Origin of the sequence: Streptomyces sp. CBMA156, from assembly GCF_014596515.1 — a bacterium.
GTDB lineage: Bacteria > Actinomycetota > Actinomycetes > Streptomycetales > Streptomycetaceae > Kitasatospora.
This window is the reverse complement of the sequence record NZ_MSJQ01000337.1, coordinates 1-23,832: the sequence shown is the minus strand read 5'-3', so window position 1 is coordinate 23,832 and position 23,832 is coordinate 1. Positions and strand designations below refer to the sequence as shown.

19 protein-coding genes and 1 pseudogene are annotated in these 23,832 nt (G+C 73.8%); 14 read left to right on the top strand and 6 right to left on the bottom strand.

Going from position 1 to position 23,832, the window contains the following annotated elements:
* The 4 genes from BU198_RS29310 to BU198_RS29295 all read left to right on the top strand — a co-directional run.
* A partial coding sequence (locus BU198_RS29310; RefSeq protein WP_188299868.1) for a hypothetical protein occupies positions 1-707 on the top strand: 707 nt, incomplete at its 5' end.
* A gap of 299 nt (positions 708-1,006) precedes the next feature.
* A complete protein-coding gene (locus BU198_RS29305) occupies positions 1,007-1,621 on the top strand; it encodes a bacterial proteasome activator family protein (protein WP_188299867.1) in 615 nt (204 codons plus the stop codon).
* Positions 1,622-1,930: 309 nt separating this feature from the next.
* Positions 1,931-3,391 (top strand): protein kinase domain-containing protein, encoded by a 1,461-nt coding sequence (locus BU198_RS29300; protein WP_188299866.1) that lies wholly within the window; start codon positions 1,931-1,933, stop codon positions 3,389-3,391.
* Between the two features lie 112 nt (positions 3,392-3,503).
* Complete coding sequence (locus tag BU198_RS29295) at positions 3,504-5,258, top strand: protein kinase domain-containing protein (protein WP_188299865.1); 1,755 nt, start codon at positions 3,504-3,506, stop codon at positions 5,256-5,258.
* Positions 5,259-5,359: 101 nt separating this feature from the next.
* Here BU198_RS29295 and BU198_RS29290 read toward each other — a convergent pair whose 3' ends face one another.
* Both BU198_RS29290 and BU198_RS29285 read right to left on the bottom strand, forming a co-directional pair.
* Positions 5,360-6,460, bottom strand: a complete 1,101-nt coding sequence (locus BU198_RS29290; protein ID WP_317620369.1) for a phosphotransferase — start codon at positions 6,458-6,460, stop codon at positions 5,360-5,362.
* Positions 6,461-6,525: 65 nt separating this feature from the next.
* Positions 6,526-7,185 carry a response regulator gene (locus tag BU198_RS29285; RefSeq protein ID WP_188299864.1) on the bottom strand — a complete coding sequence of 220 codons (660 nt, stop codon included), beginning with the start codon at positions 7,183-7,185 and terminating at the stop codon, positions 6,526-6,528.
* A gap of 426 nt (positions 7,186-7,611) precedes the next feature.
* Here BU198_RS29285 and pdhA point away from each other — a divergent pair, with 426 nt between their 5' ends.
* From pdhA to BU198_RS29270, 3 genes are read left to right on the top strand one after another with little or no spacing between them, the layout of a single operon-like run.
* Positions 7,612-8,766, top strand: a complete 1,155-nt coding sequence (gene pdhA, locus BU198_RS29280; protein ID WP_411293248.1) for a pyruvate dehydrogenase (acetyl-transferring) E1 component subunit alpha — start codon at positions 7,612-7,614, stop codon at positions 8,764-8,766.
* Positions 8,766-9,740, top strand: coding sequence for an alpha-ketoacid dehydrogenase subunit beta (locus BU198_RS29275; RefSeq protein WP_188299862.1), 975 nt, complete (start codon positions 8,766-8,768; stop codon positions 9,738-9,740). The genes pdhA and BU198_RS29275 overlap by 1 nt, the downstream gene beginning before the upstream one ends.
* A 15-nt stretch (positions 9,741-9,755) precedes the next feature.
* Complete coding sequence (locus tag BU198_RS29270; RefSeq protein WP_188299861.1) at positions 9,756-11,204, top strand: dihydrolipoamide acetyltransferase family protein; 1,449 nt, start codon at positions 9,756-9,758, stop codon at positions 11,202-11,204.
* Positions 11,205-11,292: 88 nt separating this feature from the next.
* Here the strand turns inward: BU198_RS29270 and BU198_RS29265 are convergent, their stop codons facing one another.
* Positions 11,293-12,279 (bottom strand): LPXTG cell wall anchor domain-containing protein, encoded by a 987-nt coding sequence (locus BU198_RS29265; protein ID WP_188299860.1) that lies wholly within the window; start codon positions 12,277-12,279, stop codon positions 11,293-11,295.
* Between the two features lie 421 nt (positions 12,280-12,700).
* Between BU198_RS29265 and BU198_RS29260 the strand changes: the two genes are divergently transcribed.
* Together BU198_RS29260 and BU198_RS29255 are read left to right on the top strand one after the other, a co-directional pair.
* A complete protein-coding gene (locus tag BU198_RS29260) occupies positions 12,701-13,933 on the top strand; it encodes a M64 family metallopeptidase (protein WP_188299859.1) in 1,233 nt (410 codons plus the stop codon).
* 194 nt (positions 13,934-14,127) lie between these two features.
* The gene (locus tag BU198_RS29255; protein WP_317620368.1) at positions 14,128-15,390 is read left to right on the top strand and encodes an MFS transporter; all 1,263 of its coding nucleotides are present in this window, start codon (positions 14,128-14,130) and stop codon (positions 15,388-15,390) included.
* A gap of 41 nt (positions 15,391-15,431) precedes the next feature.
* Here BU198_RS29255 and BU198_RS29250 read toward each other — a convergent pair whose 3' ends face one another.
* Positions 15,432-16,289, bottom strand: a complete 858-nt coding sequence (locus BU198_RS29250) for a Bro-N domain-containing protein (RefSeq protein WP_188299857.1) — start codon at positions 16,287-16,289, stop codon at positions 15,432-15,434.
* Positions 16,290-16,462: 173 nt separating this feature from the next.
* Positions 16,463-17,284 carry a maleylpyruvate isomerase family mycothiol-dependent enzyme gene (locus BU198_RS29245; protein ID WP_188299856.1) on the bottom strand — a complete coding sequence of 274 codons (822 nt, stop codon included), beginning with the start codon at positions 17,282-17,284 and terminating at the stop codon, positions 16,463-16,465.
* Between the two features lie 171 nt (positions 17,285-17,455).
* On the opposite strand from BU198_RS29245, the gene BU198_RS29240 reads away from it, so the two are divergent.
* The 3 genes from BU198_RS29240 (at position 17,456) to BU198_RS29230 (ending at position 20,195) form a co-directional block, all read left to right on the top strand.
* Positions 17,456-18,253 carry a carbon-nitrogen family hydrolase gene (locus BU198_RS29240; RefSeq protein ID WP_188299855.1) on the top strand — a complete coding sequence of 266 codons (798 nt, stop codon included), beginning with the start codon at positions 17,456-17,458 and terminating at the stop codon, positions 18,251-18,253.
* 160 nt (positions 18,254-18,413) lie between these two features.
* Positions 18,414-19,430 carry a GntR family transcriptional regulator gene (locus BU198_RS29235; RefSeq protein WP_317620367.1) on the top strand — a complete coding sequence of 339 codons (1,017 nt, stop codon included), beginning with the start codon at positions 18,414-18,416 and terminating at the stop codon, positions 19,428-19,430.
* Between the two features lie 117 nt (positions 19,431-19,547).
* Positions 19,548-20,195, top strand: a complete 648-nt coding sequence (locus BU198_RS29230; protein WP_188299854.1) for a hypothetical protein — start codon at positions 19,548-19,550, stop codon at positions 20,193-20,195.
* A 92-nt stretch (positions 20,196-20,287) separates the two neighbouring features.
* On the opposite strand, the gene BU198_RS29225 is transcribed toward BU198_RS29230, so the two are convergent.
* Positions 20,288-21,073 carry an SLATT domain-containing protein gene (locus BU198_RS29225; protein ID WP_317620366.1) on the bottom strand — a complete coding sequence of 262 codons (786 nt, stop codon included), beginning with the start codon at positions 21,071-21,073 and terminating at the stop codon, positions 20,288-20,290.
* A gap of 365 nt (positions 21,074-21,438) precedes the next feature.
* Here BU198_RS29225 and purD point away from each other — a divergent pair, with 365 nt between their 5' ends.
* Both purD and BU198_RS29215 read left to right on the top strand, forming a co-directional pair.
* Positions 21,439-22,686, top strand: a complete 1,248-nt coding sequence (gene purD, locus BU198_RS29220) for a phosphoribosylamine--glycine ligase (protein ID WP_188299853.1) — start codon at positions 21,439-21,441, stop codon at positions 22,684-22,686.
* A gap of 684 nt (positions 22,687-23,370) precedes the next feature.
* A pseudogene (locus BU198_RS29215) lies at positions 23,371-23,832 on the top strand (hypothetical protein); the annotation flags it as partial.

Here is a 23,832-nt window from a genome sequence, read left to right as displayed (position 1 = left end):
CCCCTCGTCGCTCGTTCCCCGGCCGTGGCCGGCGGCTGTTCGCGGCGGCCGCGCTGGGGCTCGCGCTCCCGCTGGCCGCCGCCTCGGCGGCGGTGGCGATGCCCTCGCCGGCGTCGATCCCGGTGCCGTTCCCTTCCGCGGGGGCGAGTGCGGGACCGGTGGCCGAGGCCGGCCCCGCCCTGGCGTCGGCGGCCCCGAGGCCCGCGCCGCCGCGGCGGCCGGCGCCGCATCCGCACCCGGACGAGGACTTCCCGAGGGCCCACCGGCACCATCCGGCCTCGTTGCCCGAACAGTCCGACGCCGCCGTGGAGCAGGCTCCGGACCAGACCTCGGACCAGGCTGTGGACCAGGCCGCGGACCAGGTTCCGGAGCAGGCCTTCGACCAGGCCCCCGAGCAGACCGTGGAGCAGGCCCCCGACCGGGCGTCGGAGCATGCCGGGGAACAGGGCGTCGAGGCCGAACAGCAGGAGCCCGACGGGGACACCGCGGACGCCGGGGCCCCCGGCGACGCCGCCGCACCGGACCGGGCCGCACCGGACACCGCCTCGGCGGTCGTCGGACAGCCCGTCGCGGCCGCCGCCGCGGTGCCCGCGATCTTCCCCGCCCGCTGGCGGGACGCCTCCACCACCCAGCTCCCGCTGGGCGCCGGCCTGGGCCTGATCGGCTGCGGCCTGGGGCTGGTCGGCCTGCGGCTGCGCAAGGGCTGAGGCACCGGAGCGGCCGCCCCGGCGGGGCTCCGGCCCGGTGCGGAGAGATCGTTGCGGAGAGATCGGTGCGGAGATCCGGTGCCGGTCCCGGGCAGGTTCCGGGTACGGCACGCCCGGGACGGGGCCGGGCGGCCGGGCGCCGGGCGGGCGGCATCCGGCGGTCGGCGGGGTGCGGGAACTGAGTATCCGTACGGATACCCGTGCGGCGTCAGGGGGCGTACCTTCGTCACGGGTGTCGCAGGCGGCGGGACGACCGGGGGTTTCCGCCCGACCAACCCCAGTGAGAGAGAATGTTGTTCATGACGAATCCGATGAACGAGCGCCCGTCGCAGGAGCCCTTCCGGGCCGCCGGCGGGCAGTCGCACGACGGCCAGAAGGTGCTGATCGTCGGACCGGACGGGCTGCCCGTGGGCCAGGGGTTCGCCGGCGCGGCGGGAGGCGGGGACGACGAGGGCGACGTGCCGCGTGAGCTCCCGGTGACCGAGATGGTCGAGCAGCCCGCCAAGGTCATGCGCATCGGCAGCATGATCAAGCAGCTGCTGGAGGAGGTCAGGGCGGCGCCTCTCGACGAGGCGAGCCGGGCCCGGCTGAAGGACATCCACGCGAGCTCCATCAAGGAGCTCGAACTGGGGCTGGCACCGGAGCTGGTCGCCGAGCTGGAGCGGCTGTCGCTGCCCTTCACCAACGACACCATCCCGACCGAGGCCGAGCTCCGGATCGCCCAGGCCCAGCTGGTCGGCTGGCTGGAGGGCCTGTTCCACGGCATCCAGACCGCCCTGTTCGCGCAGCAGATGGCGGCGCGGGCCCAGCTGGAGCAGATGCGCCGGGCCCTGCCGCCCGGGCTGCACGGCGGCGAGCCGGACGAGGACGAGCTCGGCCAGGGCCGCGGCATCCGCTCCGGTCCCTACCTGTAGGCCGGTGACCGCCACCGCCGGTACCCGCCGGTAGGTGCGTCCGGTCCGGCCGGCCCACGGCCGGACCGGACGCACCACGACGATCCGCCCCGGAACGCGCCGCAGGCGGCGGGGGCCGCCGGTCCGGGACCGGCGGCGGCCCTGAACCGCTCGCCGTCGGCGCGAGCCGATACCCTGACCCCTGTCGCAGGCCGGTGGAACCGCCGCGGCAGGGGTCCGCCAGGCCAGCGGGCCGGGCGCACCACGCACGGACGAGACCGAACGTCAGGTTGCGGCAAGCACGGCCGCGCCGAGGGGGAGCAGAGGACCATGAGCGAGCACGGCAACGCGGCGGTCGAAGGCTTCTCCCTGGGCAACGGCCGCTATGTGCTGCAGCGGCTGCTGGGCGAGGGCGGCATGGCCTCCGTGCACCTCGCCCACGACCGCGTGCTGGACCGGCAGGTCGCGCTGAAGAGCATGCACAGCGAGCTGGGCCGGGACGACTCGTTCAAGGAACGGTTCCGCCGCGAGGCCCAGGCCGTGGCCCGGCTGGAGCACCCCAACATCGTCACCGTGTACGACAGCGGCGAGGACGTCGCCCCGGACGGCTCCAGCACCCCGTACATCGTCATGCAGCTGATCGACGGCAAGGGCCTGCGCGAGGCGATCAACGAGGCGATCGGCCAGTACGGCGCGATGCCCGCCGAGGAGGCCCTGCGGGTCATCGTCGGCGTGCTGAACGCGCTGGAGGCCTCGCACGACATGGGCCTGGTGCACCGCGACATCAAGCCCGGCAACGTCATGTTCGACCGCAAGGGCAACGTCAAGGTCATGGACTTCGGCATCGCCCGGGCGCTGGAGTCCGGCGTCACGTCGATGACCCAGACCGGCATGGTGGTCGGCACCCCGCAGTACCTCTCGCCCGAGCAGGCGCTCGGCAAGCCGGTGGACGCCCGCTCCGACCTGTACTCGGTCGGCGTGATGCTCTTCGAGATGGTCACCGGGCAGCTGGTCTTCGACGGCGACTCGGCGTTCTCGATCGCCTACAAGCACGTCCAGGAGGAGCCGCCGGCCCCGTCCGGCCTCAACCGCTCGATCACCCCCGCGGTGGACGCCTTCGTCGCCCAGGCGCTGCGCAAGGACCCGGCGCACCGGTTCCAGAGCGCGGCGGCGATGCGCGACGAGGCGGAGCGGCTGATCGCGGCCGCCAAGGGCGGCGCCAGCGGGCACAAGCTGGAGGCCAGCACCCCGCTGGTGATCAACGAGGGCCCGCGCTCGGTGCACGCCGCTCAGCAGGCGCCGCAGGCCCCGCAGACGCCGCACCCGCAGTTCCTCCAGCAAGGGGGGCAGCCGCAGTACCGGACGCCGCCGCCCGCCTACCAGACGCCGCAGCCGCAGGCCCCGCAGACGCCGCACCCGCAGTTCCTCCAGCAGGGAGGGCAGCCGCAGTACCGGACGCCGCCGCCCGCCTACCAGACGCCGCAGCCGCAGGCCCCGCAGACGCCGCACCCGCAGTTCCTCCAGCAGGGAGGGCAGCCGCAGGCGCACACCCCGCCCCCGCAGCCGATGCCGCCGTACCAGCAGCCGAAGGCGCCCAGCAGCGGCGGCGGCTGCTCGACGGCCGTGGTCGTGATCGGGATCATCGTCGGCGTGCTGGTGCTCGCGGGCATCATCATCGCGATCGTGGTCAACAAGGCGACCGAGAAGAACGGCGGCAAGGTCGGGCACGCGGAGCGTCCCGCCGCCGTGCTGGTCGCCGACGTCCCGGCCGACCGGTATGGCCTGCTCTGACGGTTTCCGACCGGTTCGGGGGTACCACGTCCGTCCGCCGGAAGCGGTAGCGTTCGGGGACACGTAAGCGACAGGGCACCGCGATCCGAGCGAACGCCCGGGGCGAGGAGCGATGGCACAGACGCATCAGCCGGACGACGACGCGGGTGCCCGAGCGGCCGGCAGGACCGGCGGGATCCCGAGGATCCCCGAGCCCGGCAGCGAGCCCGCGACCTCGCTGCTGCCGCCGTTCGCGGGCGGCCCGGCGACCCCGGGCCGCGGCACGGCCGTGCCGCTGAGCACCGTCGGCGACGGCCGCTACCGGCTGACCCACCGGCTCGGGCGCGGCGGCATGGCCGAGGTGTTCGCCGCCGAGGACGTGCGGCTCGGCCGTACCGTCGCGGTCAAGCTGCTGCGCGGCGAACTGGCCCAGGACGACGTCGCCCGGCTGCGCTTCACCCGCGAGGCACACGCCGTCGCGGCGCTCAACCACCACTCGATCGTCTCGGTCTACGACACCGGCGAGGAGTACGCCGGGGACGAGTCCACGCCGTACATCGTGATGGAGCTGGTCGAGGGCCGGACCGTCCGCGAGCTGCTGGCCGACGAGGAGGCGCCGCCGGTCGACCAGGCGCTGATCATCATCGCCGGGGTGCTGGAGGCGCTCGCCTACAGCCACCGCAGCGGCATCGTCCACCGCGACATCAAGCCCGCCAACGTGAGCATCACCAACGCCGGCGCGGTCAAGGTGATGGACTTCGGCATCGCCCGGGCGCTGACCGGCGGGGCCACCACGATGACCCAGACCGGCATGGTCATGGGCACCCCGCAGTACCTCTCGCCCGAGCAGGCGCTCGGCAAGCCGGTCGACCACCGCTCCGACCTGTACGCGGCCGGCTGCATGCTCTACGAGCTGCTCACGCTGCGCCCGCCGTTCACCGGCGACACCCCGCTCTCGGTGGTCTACCAGCACGTCCAGGACCCGCCGATGCCGCCCTCGCAGGCCAACGGCCGGGTCCCGGTCGGGCTCGACCCGCTGGTGCTGCGCTCGCTCGCCAAGAACCCGGACGACCGCTTCCAGGACGCCGACGAGTTCCGCGCCCACCTCCAGCACGCGCTGCGCGAGATGCACGGCGCGGCCGGGACCGGCTGGGTCGGCGCGACCGCCGGCGACACCGGTGCGACCCAGGTGCTCCGGCCGGACCAGACCGCGGCCACCGCGGCCTTCGGCGCGGTGCGCCCGGGCGACCAGACCTCCGTGCTGCCGTACCCGACGGGCGGCCCGCACACCCCCTCCTCGCCCTACCCGGCGGCCGGCGGCCCGTACGGCGGTGGCGGCCCGGGCGAGGACGGCGAAGGACCCGGCAAGCGGCGCGGGCCGTGGGCCTGGGTGGCCGGCGCGGTCGCCGTGCTGGTCGCGGCGGGTGCGGGCATCGCGTTCGCGCTCGGCGGTGACAGCGGCGGCGTCAAGAACGACCCCACGGTGCCCCCGCCGCAGCCCCCGGCGGCCACCAGTGCGGAGCCGACCACGCCGACCCAGAGCGGCCAGCCGACGTCGTCGGCCCCGACCTCCAGCAGCAAGAAGCCGCAGCAGCCGGTCGAGCCGGGCAACAACACCGGCAACAACAGCGGGAACACCAACACCGGCAACAGCGGCAACAACATGTCGCCGTCGCCGAGTTCGAGCAAGCACACGAGCACCCCGACGCCGACCCCGACGCCCACCCACTCGGCGACGGGGACCGCGTCGGCGCCCTCGACCGGCGGGGCGACGACGCCGCCCGCGTCCGGCGGCGGCGGTGGCAACAGCACCACGCCGCCCGCGTCCGGTGGCGGTGGCAACAACACGCCGCCGCCCAAGACGAACCCGTCGGCCCCGACCGACTGACCGGTGCGCCCCGTCCGGACCCTGTCGGCCAGTGGGAAGCGCCGGCCGGCAGGACCATGGGCCGGCGGGGCCGACCGGCTTCGGCCGGTCGGCCGGCGCGGTCAGTTGGCGAAGGCGTCCAGGACCTGCTCGTACTCCTGGCACCACCACGCCAGCTGGCCCGCGGAGGCGGAGTAGAGCGGGTCGGCCCGGTGGTCGGCCCGCTGGTAGCGCCATTGCAGCATCCAGAAGTCGTTCAGCCGCTCCCACCAGACCCGGTGGACGGCGGCGGCCAGGTGCTCGGCGGTGGCGGCGCCGGAGGCCCGGTAGGCCTGTGAGAAGCGGCGGACCCTGACCAGGTCGAGGACGCCGGACGACCGGTCGTTGAAGAGCAGCGTGGCGGCCCTGACCGCCTCCTCGGCGCGGGGCTGCCGGCCGAGCTTGTCCCAGTCCAGGACGGCCGTCACCCGGCCGCCCCGCGGGCCGTCCCCGTACAGCAGGTTGAGGCCGTGGAAGTCGCCGTGGGTCCAGCCGGTGGGCGGCGCGGCCTCCGGGGCGGGGCGGCGGTGGGCGTACTCGGCGAGCAGTTCCAGCCGTTCCGTGAGCCGTTGCACCACCAGGGCGTCCAACTCCCCGGAGGGGTGGTGCTCCTGGGCGCGGCGGCGCAGGTCACGGGCGATTCCGGCGCTGTCGACGGGGTCCGCGCTCTGGTAGCCGGAGGGTTGCTCGAAGGGGGCGCAGACGTCGTCAAGTGCGCCGTGCAGCAGGCCGAGCAGCGCGCCGAGCGCGTCGCACTCCGACGGATCGAGCTCGCCGCCGTGCCGGTGCCTGCCGTCGACCCAGGGGAACAGCGCGAACAGCCGGCCGTCCAGGGCGGCCACCGTGGCGGACCGTCCGGCGCAGGCCAGCGGGGGTGCGACGGGCAGTCCGAGGGTGTCCAGCGCGGCCATCGCGCGGTGGTGGGCGACGATCTTCGGACGGCTGGCGGTGGCGGAGTCGACGTAGCACTTCAGGAAGTACGGACCGGCCTCGGTGGTGACCAGGTAGCCCCGGTTCAGCAGGCCCTCGGAGACCGGTTCCGCGGTCAGCAGCCGGCCTACCCGGTAGCGGGCCAGTACCTCGGCGAGCGCGGTGTGCGGGACGGGCGGACTGAGGGTCCCCATCGGCGGTGCGCAGAGGTCGGGGCGGGCCGGGGCGCAGGCGAGGGTCTGGCTGAAAGTCACAGCCAGAGGGTAGGGCCCCCTGACGGGGGCCCTTGACAAGCCGTCAGTTCTGTGCCGTTGTCGGATCAGTACTGGTGGTCGGCCTGGTGCCGTGCCACGAAGGCGGCCGCCTGGGTGCGCCGCTCCATGCCCATCTTGGCGAGCAGACTGGAGACGTAGTTCTTCACCGTCTTCTCGGCCAGGTGCAACTCGTTGCCGATCTGACGATTTGTCATACCTTCGCCGATCAGATCGAGGATCCGCCGCTCCTGCTTGGTGAGTTGGGCGAGCCGCTCGTCCTCCTTCTCGCCGCCGTCGCGCAGCCGGGCGAGCACCCGGCTGGTGGCGATGGGGTCGAGCAGCGAGCGGCCGGCCGCGACGTCCCGGACGGCGGTGATCAGGTCGGTGCCGCGGATCGCCTTCAGCACGTAGCCGGAGGCACCGGCCATGATCGAGTCGAACAGTGCCTCGTCGTCCGAGAACGAGGTCAGCATCAGGCACTTGATCTCCGGCAGCCTGGAGCGGATCTCGCGGCAGACCTCGACCCCGTTGCCGTCCGGCAGCCGGACGTCGAGCACCGCGACGTCCGGGTGGACCGCCGGGATCCGGGTGAGCGCCTCGGCGGCCGTTCCGGCCTCGCCGACCACCTCGATGTCGTCCTCGACCGAGAGCAGATCGTGCACGCCCCGCCGGACGACCTCGTGGTCATCGAGCAGGAACACCCTGATATGTCCGTTTTCAGTCACGCTCAAAGCCTCCCATATCACCGTACGAAAGACCTATCGCCCGGACCTCCCCTAAGACGCGATCCGGCCAGAGCTGTCCGAAACAGATACCCGGAACCCCCTTACGTACGGGCGTCTGCCCGGATAACGTGCGCTGGTGTCCTGAAGGCGCTCGAATTGAGAGCTGCGTCACGCCGACCGTCACCCCCACCCTTCCGACGGCGAGCCGAACGCGGCACCCTCGGGGTTGTAGACCCTGAACAAGTAGGACGTCCTAGCGCAAGCGCGTCGAGGGCGGACGCTGGGTAACGTTCTCGTGAGGGACGCCGTCGGAACAGGACCACCACCCGCCCCGTAGTGGGTGCGCACACCCACGCGCGCCCCGCGAGGCGGTGACCGGACCGGTCACCGGCGACCCCGGGCGGCCGGACAGACCGAGGAGTGAACGTGACCGTCAAAAGCACGGCGAGGGCTCGCAAGAAGGCGGCCCCCGGCGTCCCTGACACCCTCCGTGCCAAGGGCAAGGAAGCCCAGCCGGAGCTCGTCCAGTTGCTCACGCCGGAAGGCGAGCGGGTCGAGCACCCGGACTACCCTCTCACCACCACTCCCGAGGAGCTGCGCGCGCTCTACCGCGACCTGGTGCTGGTGCGCCGGTTCGACGGTGAGGCCACCGCGCTCCAGCGCCAGGGCGAGCTGGGCCTGTGGGCCTCGCTGCTCGGCCAAGAGGCCGCCCAGGTCGGCTCCGGCCGCGCCATGCGCCCCGGCGACTACGCGTTCCCCACGTACCGCGAGCACGGCGTCGCCTGGTGCCGCGACGTCGACCCGCTGAACCTGCTCGGCATGTTCCGCGGCGTGAACCACGGCGGCTGGGACCCGAACGAGAAGAACTTCCACCTGTACACCATCGTGATCGGCTCGCAGGCGCTGCACGCCACCGGTTACGCGATGGGCATCACCAAGGACGGCGCCGACGACGCGGTGATCGCGTACTTCGGCGACGGCGCCTCCAGCCAGGGCGACGTCAACGAGGCCTTCACCTTCGCCTCGGTCTACAACTCGCCGGTGGTGTTCTTCTGCCAGAACAACCAGTGGGCGATCTCCGAGCCCACCACCACCCAGACCAAGATCCCGCTGTACCGCCGCGCCTCCGGCTTCGGCTTCCCGGGCGTCCGGGTCGACGGCAACGACGTGCTGGCCTGCCTGGCGGTCACCCGCTGGGCGCTCGACCACGCCCGCAGCGGCAACGGCCCGGTGCTGATCGAGGCGTTCACCTACCGGATGGGCGCCCACACCACCTCCGACGACCCCACCCGCTACCGGCACGCCGAGGAGACCGAGGCCTGGAAGGCCAAGGACCCGATCACCCGGCTCCGGGCCCACCTGGAGAAGGAGGGCCTGGCCGACGAGGAGTTCTTCGCCGCCGTCGACGCCGAGAGCGAGCAGCTGGGGCTGCGGGTGCGCGAGGGCGTGCGCGGCATGCCGGACCCGGACCCGACCCTGATCTTCGACCACGTGTACAGCGAGCCGCACACGCTGGTCGATGAGGAACGGGCCGAGTACCTCGAGTACGCGGCCTCCTTCGAGGCGGGGGAGAACCACTGATGGCCGGTCAGCTGAGCATCGCCAAGGCGCTGAACGGAGCGCTGCGCAAGTCGCTGGAGAACGACCCGAAGACCCTCCTGATGGGAGAGGACATCGGCAAGCTCGGTGGCGTCTTCCGGATCACCGACGGCCTCCAGAAGGACTTCGGCGAGGACCGGGTGATCGACACCCCGCTCGCCGAGTCCGGCATCATGGGCACCGCGATCGGCCTGGCGCTGCGCGGCTACCGTCCCGTCGTGGAGATCCAGTTCGACGGCTTCGTCTACCCGGCCTTCGACCAGATCGTCTCCCAGCTGGCCAAGATGCACGCCCGCGCGCTGGGCCACGTCAAGCTGCCGGTCACCGTGCGCATCCCCTACGCGGGTGGCATCGGCGCGGTCGAGCACCACAGCGAGTCGCACGAGGCGTACTTCGCGCACACCGCCGGTCTGCGCGTGGTCAGCCCGGCCAGCGCGCACGACGCGCACTGGATGCTGCGGCAGTCGATCGAGTCCGACGACCCGGTCATCTTCCTGGAGCCCAAGCGCCGTTACTGGGACAAGGGCGAGGTCGGCGAAGCCGCCGACCTGGGCCTGCACGACGCCCGGATCGTCCGGCCGGGCACCGACGCGACGCTGCTCGCGTACGGTCCGATGGTCAAGGTCTGCCTGGAGGCCGCCGCGGCCGCCGCGGAGGACGGCCGCCGGCTGGAGGTGATCGACCTGCGCTCGCTCTCCCCGGTGGACTTCGCCACCCTGGAGGAGTCGGTCAGGCGCACCGGCCGGGCGATCGTGGTGCACGAGGCACCGGTCTTCCTGGGCATGGGCGCCGAACTGGCCGCCCGGCTCACCGAGAAGTGCTTCTACCACCTGGAGGCACCGGTCCTGCGGGTCGGCGGCTACTTCGCGCCGTACCCGCCGTCCCGGGTCGAGGAGGCATTCCTGCCCGACCTGGACCGCGTGCTCGACGCCGTCGACCGCGCGTTCGCGTACTGATCCGGGGGAGCGAAGATGACCACCGAAGTTCGCTCGCTCCGCGAGTTCAAGATGCCCGATGTGGGCGAGGGCCTCACCGAGGCCGAGATCCTCAGCTGGTTCGTCAAGCCCGGTGACACCGTCACCGACGGGCAGGTCGTCTGCGAGGTGGAGACCGCCAAGGCGGCGGTGGAGCTGCCCATCCCGTTCAACGGGGTGGTCGAGAAGCTGCACTTCCCCGAGGGTGTGACGGTCGACGTCGGCACCGTGATCATCTCCGTCGCGGTCGCCGGGGAGGCGGGGGCCGCGGCTCCGGCCGCTCCCGTGGCGGCTCCGGCGCCGGAGGCCCCGGCCGAGTCGGCCGAGTCGGCCGAGCCCGAGCCCGAGCGGCGCGAGGTGCTGGTCGGGTACGGCCCGCGCACCGGCACCGCCCAGCGCCGGGCACGGCGGACCACCACCACCACCACCAAGGTCACCGCGACCAAGCCGGCTCCGGCCGCGCCCGCTCCGGTCGCCCAGGCAGCTCCGGTTGCCCCGGTCGCTCCGGTTGCGGAAGTGCCGGTCGGGGAGCGCCCGTTGGCCAAGCCCCCGGTGCGCAAGCTGGCCAAGGACCTCGGCGTCGACCTGCGCGCGGTCACCCCGACCGGCCGGGACGGCGTGATCACCCGCGAGGACGTGCACGCCCACGCCGCCGCCCTGGCGGCGCCGGCCGCTCCGGTGGCCGAGGCCGTCGTGGCCCCCGTGGCCGAGCCGGTCCTGGCGCCGCCGGCGGCGTCCGCCGCGGGCGACGTCCGGGTGCCGATCAAGGGCGTCCGCAAGGCGACGGCGCAGGCGATGGTGGCCTCGGCCTTCACCGCCCCGCACGTCACCGAGTTCGTGCAGGTCGACGTGACCCGCACGATGAAGTTCGTCCGCCGGCTCAAGGAGAGCGGCGAGCTGGGCCGGGACGTCCGGGTCAGCCCGCTGCTGATCGTCGCCAAGGCGCTGCTCACCGCGATCAAGCGGCACCCCGGGATCAACGCGCAGTGGGACGAGGCGGCCCAGGAGATCGTCCTCAAGGGCCAGGTGAACCTCGGCATCGCCGCGGCCACCCCGCGCGGCCTGATCGTCCCGAACATCAAGGACGCCGGGTCCAAGACCCTCGCGGGGCTCGCCACTTCGCTCGGCGAGCTGGTCGAGACCGCCCGTCAGGGCAAGACCTCGCCGGCCGACATGCAGGGCGGGACGGTCACCATCACCAACGTCGGCGTCTTCGGCGTCGACACCGGCACCCCGATCCTCAACCCGGGCGAGGCCGCCATCCTGGCCTTCGGCGCGGTCAGGGAACTGCCGTGGGTGCACAAGGGCAAGGTGGTCCCGCGTCAGGTGACCACCCTCGCGCTCTCCTTCGACCACCGGCTGGTGGACGGGGAGCTGGGCTCCAAGGTGCTGGCCGACGTGGCCGCCCTGCTGGAGCGCCCGAAGCGCCTGATCACCTGGGGCTGACGGACCGCAGCGCCGGAAACACGAGAAGGGGGCCCTTCTCCGCACCGCCGTGCGGAGGAGGGCCCCTTCGGTGTGACCGCCCGTTCGACTAACGCTGGGGACGCAGTCGACGGACGGCGATCAGGACGCCGGCGCCGAGGGCGAGGAACGCGGCGGAGGTGAGGGCGAGGAAGGTGTTGGTGGACGAGGAACCGGTCTGGGCCAGTTCGGGGGTGCCGGCGGGCGCCGTGGTGGCGGGAGCGGCGGTCGGGGTGGCGGCGGGGGCCTTGGGGGCGGCCGGTGCGGCGGTCGGAGCGGCCGTCGGGGTGGCCGTCGTGGTCCGGTCGGCGGCCGGCTTGGTGTCCTTGGTGCCGGTGGTGCCGGTGGTGCCCTTCGCGTCCTTGGCGTCCTTGGTGGGCGTCGGCTTGGGCTTGGCCGGGGCGGTCGGCGTCGCGGCGGCCTTCGGGTGCACCACCTTGACCTCGGTGATCGCGCCCCGGCCGCTGCTCGGCGAGGCGATGACCTGGAGCCCGTCGACGTCCTTGGCCACGTCGGCGGAGAGTCCGACCCGGAAGCGGTAGCGGACGGCGTGGCCGTCGGCGAGCGGCCCGCCGGCGGACGGGACGCTGCCGCTGATCGCCGGGTCGCAGCCCCGCCGCAGCGGCACGCGCTGCCACGCGCCGTGTGCCATGACCTCGGCGGTGACCTGCGAGGCCTTCGGGGTGGGCCCGTGCGGGTTGAAGAACGCGATGCCGGGGACGACCCGGTGGTAGTCGGCACCGGTCCCGTTGAAGATCTGGACCTCGAACTCCACCTTGGGGCCGCCGACGCCGATCGTGGCCGGGGTCTTGAGGAACGTGGTGGTGGCGCCCTGGCCGTGCAGCTCGACGGACCCGTCCTGCTCGTTCGGGGCGGACGGCTTCGCGGGGGCGGTGACCGGGGCGTCGTCCGGGGCGCCGCAGGCCCAGGCGGTGTCGGTGGCGAGGAGCTGGACGCCGCCGGCGAGGACGACGGTGGCGGCGAGGGCGGCAAGGCGGCGGCGGCCGGAGAACGGGCGGTCGTTCTTCGCAAAACGGGTGATAACGGGCATGCGCATGACGTGACTCCCCAGGGTCATGGTCTGACGGTGTGTGGGTGAAGACGACCGGCCCCGCTCTTCCCGAGCGGAAGCGCCCCCCGGCTCCGCCGGTCTCGCTCTCCGTGCCTTCATCCGTATAGACGTGTATCCCCGCAGGGGGTTGCAGACGGGTTTCGGATTTTTTCCCGCGACTTTCCGACGGGCCTCCGGCAGGCTTCCGACGGGCCCGCGGCGGGCTGTCGGCGGGGCGATCGGGGGCCTCGGGGGAGGGCGTCCGGGGGAGTAGTTGGTATGACTCGCATGATCGGGAGGGTGCGGATCGTTCGGCCAGGTCGGTGACTTTTTCGCGGCCGGATAGGGGAGCCCCGCGCGCCCGGGTACGTCTCCGCTCCACCACCCGGGCGACACCGGGTGACCGGAGCCCCGAGGACGCACCCGCATGCCGCCTGGCAACCCTGGCCGTCTCGTCCGGAGTCTGGCCGCACTCGTGCTGGTGTCGGCCGCCGCCCTCCCGGCCGCCCTGGAACTGGCCGGCCCGTCGCCGTTCGGCGTGATCGGGCCGGGAGCCCCGGCCGACCGGGCGGTGCCACCGCACACGGCCCTCCACGCCGACCAGCGGATACCCGCGACCGCCCCGACCGTCGACATACGCCGCACCGGGGACCCGGCCAACCGGATCACCCTGGTGCTGCTCGGCGACGGCTACACGGCCGGCGAGCAGGACCTGTTCCGGCAGCAGGCCGACCGGGCCTGGCACGCGCTGATGGACATCGAGCCCTTCCGCACCTACCAGGGCTTCTTCAACATCAGGCGGGTCGAGGTGGCCTCCCCGGTCTCCGGGATCGCCGAGTCCGAGAGCCACGGCCGCAGGACCGCCACCCCGCTCGGCATGCACTTCTGGTGCGAGGGCACCGCCCGGCTGCTCTGCGCCGACGAGGCCGCCACCGCCCGGTACGCGGGGGACGGCGCCGGTCCGCAGTACCTGATCGCGCTGGCCAACTCCACCGAGTACGGCGGCGCCGGCGGCACCGGGGTGACCACCCTGTCGGGCGGCAGCCCGGACGCGGGGCGGATCATCCAGCACGAGATCGGGCACACCCTGGGGGACCTCGGCGACGAGTACGACAGCGCCCCCGAGGACGCCGACTACCCGAACCTCGCCACCCTCAACGCCGACGACATGCGCAGGAAGCAGACCAAGTGGTGGCGCTGGCTGGGCGTCGAGTCCCCGGACGGGGCCGGCGTGGTCGGGGCGTACCGCGGCGCCAACGGCCTCTACCGGCCCACCCCGGACTCGGTGATGCGCACCCTGGGCAGCACCTACAACCTCCCCTCGCGCGAGGCGCTCGTCGAGGAGCTGTACCGCAAGGTCCGGCCGACCGACGCCCCGGTGCCGGCCCCGGGCGAGGTGGCGGGGCGGCCACGGCTGGACGTCAGGCCGCTGCCGCTGACCGGCCAGCGGCAGCTCGGGGTGGAGTGGAAGGTGGACGGCGTCCCGGTGACGCCGCAGTCCTCCGACGGCTCCTGGCTGGACACCGCGGGGCTGGAGCTCGCCCCCGGCCGGACGGCCACCGTGACCGCGACCGTCCGGGACACCACCGACTGGGTGCGGGACGAGGCGTTCAGGGAGCGCTACATGACCCGGTCGGTGTCCTGGACGCTGACCGGCTGAGGGGCCGGCCGGCCGGGGGCCGGATTCCACCCCCGGAGCCGGGCGTCCAATCATGGGATGACTAATCTGGTCGGACTATGACCGTGGAGCCCGCTCGTTCAGCCCCGTCCCCGTCCGTCCCCGCTCCCCGATCCACCGTCGGACCTCCGGCGGCTGCCCCGACGGTCTCCGCGGCGGTCTCCGCGTCGGCACCCGTGCCCGGGCCGCCCGGCGGTCGCGCGGCCTGGCTGGCCTGGTCCGTCGGCGTCAGCGTCTACATCCTGGCCGTCATCCACCGCACCAGCCTCGGCGTGGCAGGACTGGACGCCGCCGACCGCTTCGGCATCGGCGCCTCGGCGCTCTCCACCTTCTCGATCCTCCAGGTGCTGGTCTACGCGGCCATGCAGATCCCGGTCGGCCTGCTGGTCGACCGGTTCGGGCCGCGCCGGGTGCTGCTGCTCGGCGTCCTGCTGCTGAGCGCCGGCCAGCTGGCCTTCGCGTTCAGCTCCTCCTTCGGCCCGGCGCTGGCCTCCCGCGCGGTGCTCGGCTGCGGCGACGCGATGACCTTCATCAGCGTGCTGCGGATCGCCGCCCGCTGGTTCCCGGCGGCCAGGAACCCGTTCGTGGCCCAGCTGACCGGCCTGGCCGGGATGGGCGGCAACCTGGTCACCACCGTGGTGCTCGCCCGGGCGCTGCACAGCGAGGGCTGGACAGCGACGTTCACGGCGATCGCGCTGCTGGGCGCGGTGGTGTTCGCGCCGGTCGCGCTGCTCCTCAAGGACGCGCCCCCGCAGGAGGCCCCGGCGCGGCCGGAGGCGGCCCGGCAGCGGCCGAAGGTCGGCCGGCAGGTCCTCGACTGCTGGCGGGAGCCGGGCACCAGGCTCGGGCTCTGGATCCACTTCACCACCCAGTTCCCCGGCAACGCCTTCGGCCTGCTCTGGGGCCTGCCCTACCTGGTGGAGGCACAGGGCATGTCCAGGGCCGGGGCCGGCGGGCTGCTGACCGTCCTGGTGCTCAGCACCATGACCTTCGGCTTCGTCTTCGGCCGGCTGCTCTCCGCCACGGCGCGGGCCCGGATGCCCATCGTGCTGACCGTCATCGCGGCCACCGCGCTCGGCTGGGCACTGGTGCTGGCCTGGCCCGGCGGCCACCCGCCGGCCTGGCTGCTGGTCGGGATCATCGTGGTGATGGGCAGCAACGGTCCGGCCTCGCTGGTCGGCCTGGACTACGCGCGCTCCCGGAACCCCGTGGAGCGGCTCGGCACCGCCTCCGGGATCGTCAACATGGGCGGCTTCATCGGCACGATGATCACCCTGTTCGGCATCGGCGTCCTGCTGGACGCGCTCTCCCCGGACGGCGCCGGGTCGTACTCCGCCGACGCCTTCCGCTGGGCGTTCTGCTGGCAGTACGTCCCGCTGGCGGTGGGGACGCTGATGATCCTGCGGCTGCGGCGGAAGCTCGTGGCGACGGGGGCGTAGCCTCCGGCCGGCGGGATCCCCGGGCCCCGCCGAGCGGGACGTCAGCAGCGGTACGCCCGCATGAACGCGGCCATCTGCACCGGTGTCCCGAAGAGCCGGGCACCGTGCAGCTCCGCGTGCATCGGCCCGTGGTCGGGCGCGGGCGCGGGCCCGGTGGCGGTGCCGGTGCCGGGGACGGGGGTCGGCCGGGCCTCGCGCCGCAGGCGGATCAGGTCCACCAGCCTCAGCTTCGGGCAGCCCGGGACGATCCGGCTGCCCCGGATGCCGACCCGCTCCCCGCCCGGGCAGGCGAAGTACGCGCCGAACGGCGGTCCGCTGTCCTCCTCCCGGCCCGGCAGGTGGAGGACCATCTCGCCGTGCCGGCAGTGCACCGTCCCGTCCGAGCGGACGGTCAGGCCGGGCCAGTCCTCGTGGTCGATCTCCGCGACGATCCGCACCTGCCGGCCGATCGCCTCGGACAGGGTCTCGGCCATCCGCCGCTGCTGGGCCGGGACGTCGGTGTCCCCGCGGCGGACGGAGGGGAGCAGGTCGCGGGTGACCCACTCCTGGAAGGGCCGGGCACCGGGCTTCCTCGACCGCATGACCATCGTGTAGAGCCCGGCTTCGCTGACCACGCCCAGATGGGGGTTACCGCGCTCGTACGGTTTCTGACCTGCGGAATCGTCATTACCCTTCCTTGAAGGAAGGGTAATCAGGCGCGAATTGACGATCCGGGTCTGGCTCTCGCCGACCACCTGGCGGATTCGGCTCGGGTTGATCCGGCCGAGCACCGCGCACACGTCCGCCGTGACGAACCACGGCTCCCCGTCGATCATCACCACGCGGATCGGCTGCCCCGTGACCGGGAAGCTCGACCGCACCAGCACCATCTGTTCCCGCTGCTCCCGCTCGTCGTCCATCGGGACCGCCTCTCCTTCTTCCGGGTGATGACTGGACTGCCCGGAACAACGAGGCCGAACGGGTGAGGTGACTGGTGTCGGATTGACGTACGGATGCGCAGGTGGAACCACCCGGCGCGCACCGGTGCGGGTGCGCCGGGTGGTGCGCGCCGGTCGGCTCGGAGGGCGTCGGATCAGATGGTGACCGAGAAGTTGGCCAGCACCCGTTCGGCCAGTTCCCGGTCGCCCTCGACGGACACCGGGCCCGGGCGGCCGCGGCCGCAGGCGAGCCGCAGGTACGTCTCCCAGCCCATGGTGAGCTGGACGTCGGGGGCCAGGCTGATCGACTCGTCCACGGTGCAGTGGCCGGCGGCGTCCACCCGGGCGGTGCGCAGGAACTCCACCGGGCCGGTGACGTCCAGCACCAGGGACGTCCCGGCCGGGACTCCGGCCTTGTTGGCGACGGCCTTGGGCAGCAGCTCCAGCAGCACGTCCCGGGTGATCAGGGCGGCCGGGGCGTCCAGGTTGCCGGGGGCGTCCAGGGCCCGGCGCAGGTCCTGCTCGTGCACCCAGACGTCGAAGGCCCGCATCCGCAGCAGCTCGTGGTACGGGACGTCCCTGGCCAGCGGCCCGGCCGGCCAGCGCACCGGCTCGTCGGGCGTCTGCTTGGCGTTCCGCAGCGCCCGGGAGCGGCGGATGACCGTGTACTCCAGCTCGCTGGTCATCTCCAGCGCGGTGTGGCAGCGGCGCTTGTCGACGGGCAGTTCGATGTAGCGGGCGAACTCGGTGGTCACGTGACGGAGGTCACGCGGCAGCGAGTGGATCGGGCGGGGGTCGCCGAGCAGGTCGGACTCGACCGCGATGACGTGCGAGACGACGTCCCGGACGGACCAGCCGGGGCACTCGGTGGCCCGGTTCCAGGAGCCCTCGGGAAGGGGGGTCACCAGCTCCGATATGGACTCGATGCTCTGGGTCCACGCCTCGGTGTAAGCCTGCACGGTCTGGTTGTCCGTCACGGGAATCTCCGGCCCTCCGTCAGCTTCCTTGCCGCCTGTGCCCGCCGTACCGCCGGCCGGGTTGGTCCGGCTTCCGGGCGCACACGCTAACCGCACGTTACGCTGCCGGGAGACAGCTGGGCAGCGCTTTCGGGTGACGATCGTAGGTCTCTTGCCTTGGACGGTGGTACTGTGCGCGCTTCATTGATCCAACTCGCGGTCTCCGACGCGGAGCCGCCCGCCGAGCGGAGAGCTCGGGCGGCGGCCCTGGTACGGGCACAGCAGGGCGCCGATCTGGTGGTGCTCCCCGAGCTGTGGCCGCTCGGCGGCTTCGCCTACGACCTCTGGTCGGACGGCGCGGAGACGCTGGACGGGCCCACCTCGGACGCGATGTCGGCCGCCGCCAGGGCCGCCGGGGTCTGGCTGCACGCCGGTTCGATCGTCGAGCGCGACCCGGACGGGCCGATCTACAACACCTCGCTGCTGTTCTCCCCGGACGGCGAGCTGGTGCACACCTACCGCAAGATCCACCGCTTCGGCTTCGACACCGGCGAGGCGGTGGTGATGGGCGCCGGGCAGGAGATCGTCACCGCGCCCACCGACTTCGCCACGCTGGGCCTGGCCACCTGCTACGACCTGCGCTTCCCCGAGCTGTTCCGGGCGCTGCTGGACGCCGGCTCGCAGCTGCTGGTGGTCCCGTCGGCCTGGCCGGCCAGGCGGCGCGAGCACTGGACGCTGCTGGCCAGGGCCCGGGCGGTGGAGGAGCAGTGCTTCGTGCTGGGCTGCAACACGGCCGGGACGCACGCCGGGGTCGAGCAGGCCGGGTACAGCCTCGTGGTGGACCCGTGGGGCCGGGTGCTGGCCGAGGCGGGGGCCGGCGAGGAGGTCCTGACGGTCGAGTTCGACCCCGCCGAGGTGGCCAAGGCGCGCGAGGAGTTCCCGGTGCTGCGGGACCGCCTGCTGGGGATTCCGGCGCCGGTCCAGCGCTGAGCCGGAGCGGGGCGGGAGCGGGCCGGGACGCGGTGGAGGGCGTTCCGGGAGGGTTGGTTCGTACCTGGGTCGGCCGGGTTTGAGAAGATGAGCACTCGTCGTGTTCCCCGCCGGCCCGTAGGAGGGCCGGCACGGTAGGCCGCCCGAGGAGGTCGCGCCCATGCCTGGCAACGGCGCAGGCGACACCCCCCGCCCCGTCATCCAACGCAACAGCCTGCGCGAGCAGATCGCCGGCGCGCTGCGAGAGGAGATGATGGCCGGCCGTCTGGCGGCCGGCCGCAACTTCACCGTCAAGGAGATCGCCGAGCTGTACGGCGTCTCGGCGACCCCGGCCCGCGAGGCCCTGGTCGACCTCGGCGCGCAGGGCCTGCTGCGGGCCGAGCACCACCGCGGCTTCACCGTGCCCGAGCTGGGCTGGGACGACTTCCTGGAGATCTTCGAGTCCCGGGTGCTGATCACCGACAGCTTCCACCGCCAGTACGCCACCCGCCGTGCGCTGCCCGACCTCAGCCGGCTGTCCTCGCTGCACCGCAGGGCGGACGCGGCGGTGCGGGCCGCCAGGGCCGGGAACCTGGACGTGATGGTGGGCTGCGACCGCCGGTTCTGGCAGGAGGTCGGCGGGCTGCTCGGCAACCGCCGGATCGCCGACTACCTGGACTGGCTGCGGGTGCAGTCCTGGATGTTCGCCGCGCGCTACCTGCGGGAGCTGCCCGCGCTGGGCGGGCTGTGCTGGGATCGGCACCCGGACCTGGTCGAGGCGATCGAGGCCCGCGACTCGCTCGGTGCGCACCGGATCATCTGCGAGTACAACCTGTACACCGTCCGGCTGCTGGCCGGGCTGGCTGGGCAGCCGCTGGAGTCGGTGACCGTCCTGGGGCTGCTCACCGAGTTCGTCGGGGAGGAGCCGCCGCCGGGGCCGGCCGAGCCGCCGCCCGCGCCACCGGCCCCGTCGGCGCCTGCCGCCGAGCCCGCCGCCGAGCCCGGTGCGGCCCGCGGCGAGCGGAGCCGCCGCAGCGACGAGGTGGGCCGGGAGCTGGGCCGGGAACTCGGACTGGGCCTCGGCCTGGTGCCGCAGCCCCGCGTGGTGTCGTACGGCCGGTTCGGCCGGCGGCTGTCCGAACCGCCGCCGGAGGGTCCGCGGGGACGGCCGGGTCCGCCCGCGGCACCGGGCCGGTAGGGTGGGCGGGCGTCGGACCTGACGCCCTGTGCAAGGGCCGTCCGGGTACCGGCCCAGCCCCCGTCGTCGTCCCGCCTCCGCGGGCGATTCCCGCCGTCCGGAGAGGAACTGCCGGCCATGGCCTGCGACCTCTGGCTCGTCCCGCTGGTGGACGTGCTGAGCCACAGCCCCGACAACCCCTTCCGGGACGACCTCGCGCTCTACAACTCGGTGCTGGCCTCGAACGGGCTGCCCGAGGTGCCGGTCTACCGGTTCGTCCCCGGCATCAGCGGTGCGGTCGAGCCGATGGCGGCCTTCGACTACGACTCGCTGCACTTCCTGCGCCGCGCCTACCTGCTGGGCCTCACCGGTCTGGACATCACCCCGGTCGACGCGCTCGGCAGCGACTACGAGCAGCTGCTGGAGATGTTCGAGAGCAGCGCCGAACAGTCGCACCTGGTCTGGCACTTCGACCACGCCGGCGCGTACGTGCCGGTCGAGTTCGCGGTGCCGCTGGTGGACGACGCGCTGCTCGCCTCCGGTGGCCCGCTCGGCTCCAGCCACGGGCTGCTGCGTGAACTCCAGGCCGTCGCACCGGCGCTGGGCATCGACCCGCTCAACCCCCCGGACCCGACCCGGCCGCTCGGGCCGACCGGCCTGGAGCAGCCGTTCGGACCGCCGATCGACGACGTCCACCCCTTCGCCAGGGAGCGGCACGCCTGGTCGGGCCTGTACGCGGCGGCGACCAGGAGCGTCACCCAGGGCTCGATGATCGTCTTCGCCTGAGCCCTGAGCCCTGAGCCCTGAGCCCTGAGCCCTGAGCCCTGAGCCCTGAGGGCTGGTCCTCGGTCCTGCCCCCTGCCCCCGGCCGCTGAGCGCTACCGCAGCGGCCCCTCCGGCGGCCGCTGGCGCGGCATCGTCGGCCGGGTGCCCGGCGGCGGCAGCACCCGCACCTGGGCGCCCACCCCGGGCTCGGTGCGCCCGCCCCAGGCGCCGGCGGACTGGGTGGGCAGCTGGGTCATCGAGGCGCGGAACTCCAGCATCCACTCCGAGGTCTCGGAGCGGACCATGTCCGAGACGTCCTCGCAGAACCGGCGCAGCACGCCCAGGCAGCGCTCGGCGGCCTCGCCCGCGGTGCCCTCGGTCGGGCCGAGCACCTCGCGCACGCACTCCGACGCCCAGTCGAACTGGAAGGCCTCCAGACGGCGTTGCAGCGCCTGCCCGGTGGAGATGTCCCGCATCCAGCCCGAGGTGAGGCCGAAGACCCGGTCGGTGGCGAGGCAGGCGGCGGAGAGCGCGAAGCCGACGTAGCCCCAGTCGGTGCCGTGCGCGAACCTGCCGGTCAGGCCGACCAGCGGGACGATCACCCCGCCCGCCGCGAAGCCGGCCGCGCCGAACCGCAGCAGGCGCGCCCAGCGGCGCTTCCAGATCCGGTCCCTGCGGTACCACTCGATCGCCTCGACCGCCCGCTCCTCCGACCAGCGGTAGAGCTCCTCCAGCCGCTCGGCGGGCTCGCCCCAGTCCCCGAGCGGGAACTGGCGGGTGCTCAGATCGGCTCGGCGGCGGGTGGAGGCCCGCCGGACGACGGCTGCGGCGGGCTGGTCCTCCTCACCGATCTCCTTGCCCCAGGCACTCTCCTCGGGCTGCATTTCCGGCTGGCTCACCTGTGGGGCTCCCTGTGGCGGGCGGGCTGCTGGTCTGTCGGCGCATCGGCTGACGTGGTGTCCGCCGTGGTTGTCCAACAGCACTTCTTACCGCCAAATGGCTGACCATGGGGGCGCTTCTCCGTTGATCGTTACCGGTTTCGGCCACCGGAACCCGTGGTGAGCGGGTTGCGGGAGGCGGCGAGATTTCACCCGTCCGAGCGAGGGCCCGGTGACCCGGCGTCGTGACCCGGCCACCCACCGCCGAACCGGCCCCGTCCGGGTTGGAGGATCCTCCGGCCCGCTCGGTGTACGGAGGTGTTCCGTTGGAGGATCGGACGGGACCGGAGAGCGGCCGGAACAGGCCACCGACTACGCTGCCAGGCGTGAAGGTCCTCGTCATCGGCGGCGGCGCCCGCGAACACGCCCTGTGCCGCTCTCTGTCCCAAGATCCCGTAGTGACCGAACTCCACTGTGCCCCGGGCAACGCCGGGATCGCACAGGTGGCGACGGTCCACCCGGTCGACCAGCTGGACGGTGCGCAGGTCGCCGCACTGGCCGGCCGGCTCGGCGCCGGCCTGGTGGTGGTCGGCCCGGAGGCCCCGCTGGTCGCCGGCGTCGCCGACGCCGTGCGCGCGGCCGGCGTCCCGGTGTTCGGCCCGTCCGCCGCGGCCGCGCGGCTGGAGGGTTCGAAGGCGTTCGCCAAGGACGTGATGGCCGCGGCCGGCGTCCCCACCGCGCGCTCCTACGTCTGCACCACCGTCGCCGAGGCCGCCGAGGCGCTGGACGCCTTCGGCGCCCCGTACGTGGTCAAGGACGACGGGCTGGCCGCCGGCAAGGGCGTCGTGGTCACCTCCGACCGCGAGGCCGCGCTGGCGCACGCCGCCGCCTGCGAGCGCGTGGTCATCGAGGAGTACCTGGACGGCCCCGAGGTCTCGCTGTTCGCGATCACCGACGGCACCACCGTCGTCCCGCTCCAGCCCGCCCAGGACTTCAAGCGCGCGCTGGACGGCGACGAGGGCCCCAACACCGGCGGCATGGGCGCCTACTCGCCGCTGCCGTGGGCGCCGGACGGGCTGGTCGAGGAGGTCCTGGAGACCGTCCTCCAGCCGACCGTGGACGAGCTGCGCCACCGCGGCACCGAGTTCTCCGGCCTGCTGTACGCGGGCCTGGCGCTCACCTCGCGCGGCACCAGGGTGATCGAGTTCAACGCCCGCTTCGGCGACCCGGAGACCCAGGTCGTGCTGGCCCGGCTGCGCACCCCGCTGGCGGGCGTGCTGCTGGCCTCCGCCGAGGGCACCCTGGACCAGCTGGAGCCGCTGCGCTGGGACGAGGGCGCGGCCGTCACCGTGGTCGTCGCCTCCGAGGGCTACCCGGACGCCCCGCGTACCGGCGACCCGATCGAGGGCCTGGCCGAGGCCGAGGCGGACGGCACCGCGTTCGTGCTGCACGCCGGGACGAAGGCGGACGAGGACGGCCGGGTGCTGAGCGCCGGCGGCCGCGTCCTGTCGGTCACCGCGACCGGCACCGACCTGGCCGGGGCCAGGGACCGCGCGTACGCCGCCGTGGACCGGATCTCCCTCAAGGGCGGTCAGCACCGCACCGACATCGCGCTGAAGGCGGCCACCGGCTGAGGCCCCTCCTCGCGCTCCCCGCGGCCCCCGTGCGAACCGTTCGCACGGGGGCCGCGGTGCGTGACGGCCCGGGGCGGCGCAGGGCGGGCGGGCCCGGCCCCGGGAGAGTCCGAAGGGGCCGGCCGGGGCCCTCGCCGGGGCCTGCCGCGCCCCGCCGGCACCCCGGCAGGGGCGGGCGGGACCCGAACAAACCGCCGATCAACTCCATGGGCCCAGCGCCCCCGGCATATCGGGACCGGAGTGGCTGCGGGGACGCACGCACCGTTCGGCCGACGGATTCCAGCCCATCGGGTGATAGCACCCGCATCCGGCTGACGTAACCGGGCGCCCGGCCGTATGGTGCGCTGGATCGCGATGTGCGGGGCCCGTGCGCCGGGGGCGCCGCCGGGTAGCGCTGCTCCCACGGGGGGATGCTGGACGGCGTCCGGCCGGGCGGTCGTCCGGGTGCTTCGCACCGGACCGGTGGTCGGCGTCCGGAATTCGGGCGATGTCACCGGGACGAGTGGAAACCGAGGCGATCCGGAACGCCCACCCGGACCGGGGCGTCGAAAATGTCAGTAGCGCCACGCACCATGCACTACCGGGGATCGGACGCCTCCGCTTCCCGGTCGGAACTGATCGTTTCGAGTCGGCTCAGGGCCCGAAGCCGGGCGCCCGAGGGCTCCGAAGGGGGTGCCGCACCGTATGGCCGTAGTCGACACCGCGCGCGCTCACGCCCAGGCGGTCCTGCGGGTCCGAGGCCTCGCCCTGGCCGCAGCCGCCCTGCCCACCGCCGTCGCGGTGGTCCTGCTCGCGGGCCGGTCCACCGGCCGGATCGGCGCGCCGGGGGCCGCCGACGCCGCCGGGTGGGACATCGCCCGCTGGGTGGTCTGCGCCGTCGCGGCGCTGACCCTGCTGGTGGCGGGGCTGACCGCCCGCGCCCTGCACAGGGCCGTCCCGCCACGGACCCCGGCCGTTCCGCTGGACCGCGCCGAGGCTCCCGAGCTGTACCGGCTGACCGACGAACTGGCCGCCCGGCTGGACGTCCCCGCGCCCTCCGCGGTCGCCCTCACCCCGGACTGCGACAGCTGGCTGGAGGACGTCCCGCCGGCCCGGCGGACGTCCCCGCCGCGGTCGCGCCGGCCGCGGCCGGCCCCCGGGGCGCCC

Coding starts and splice junctions, on each gene's coding strand:
- BU198_RS29305 (WP_188299867.1), top strand. CDS start 1,007: ATGACGAATCCGATGAACGAGCGCCCGTCGCAGGAGCCCTTCCGGGCC.
- BU198_RS29295 (WP_188299865.1), top strand. CDS start 3,504: ATGGCACAGACGCATCAGCCGGACGACGACGCGGGTGCCCGAGCGGCC.
- BU198_RS29270 (WP_188299861.1), top strand. CDS start 9,756: ATGACCACCGAAGTTCGCTCGCTCCGCGAGTTCAAGATGCCCGATGTG.
- BU198_RS29260 (WP_188299859.1), top strand. CDS start 12,701: ATGCCGCCTGGCAACCCTGGCCGTCTCGTCCGGAGTCTGGCCGCACTC.
- BU198_RS29235 (WP_317620367.1), top strand. CDS start 18,414: ATGCCTGGCAACGGCGCAGGCGACACCCCCCGCCCCGTCATCCAACGC.
- BU198_RS29265 (WP_188299860.1), bottom strand. CDS start 12,279: ATGCGCATGCCCGTTATCACCCGTTTTGCGAAGAACGACCGCCCGTTC.
- BU198_RS29300 (WP_188299866.1), top strand. CDS start 1,931: ATGAGCGAGCACGGCAACGCGGCGGTCGAAGGCTTCTCCCTGGGCAAC.
- BU198_RS29250 (WP_188299857.1), bottom strand. CDS start 16,289: ATGGACGACGAGCGGGAGCAGCGGGAACAGATGGTGCTGGTGCGGTCG.
- BU198_RS29230 (WP_188299854.1), top strand. CDS start 19,548: ATGGCCTGCGACCTCTGGCTCGTCCCGCTGGTGGACGTGCTGAGCCAC.
- BU198_RS29275 (WP_188299862.1), top strand. CDS start 8,766: ATGGCCGGTCAGCTGAGCATCGCCAAGGCGCTGAACGGAGCGCTGCGC.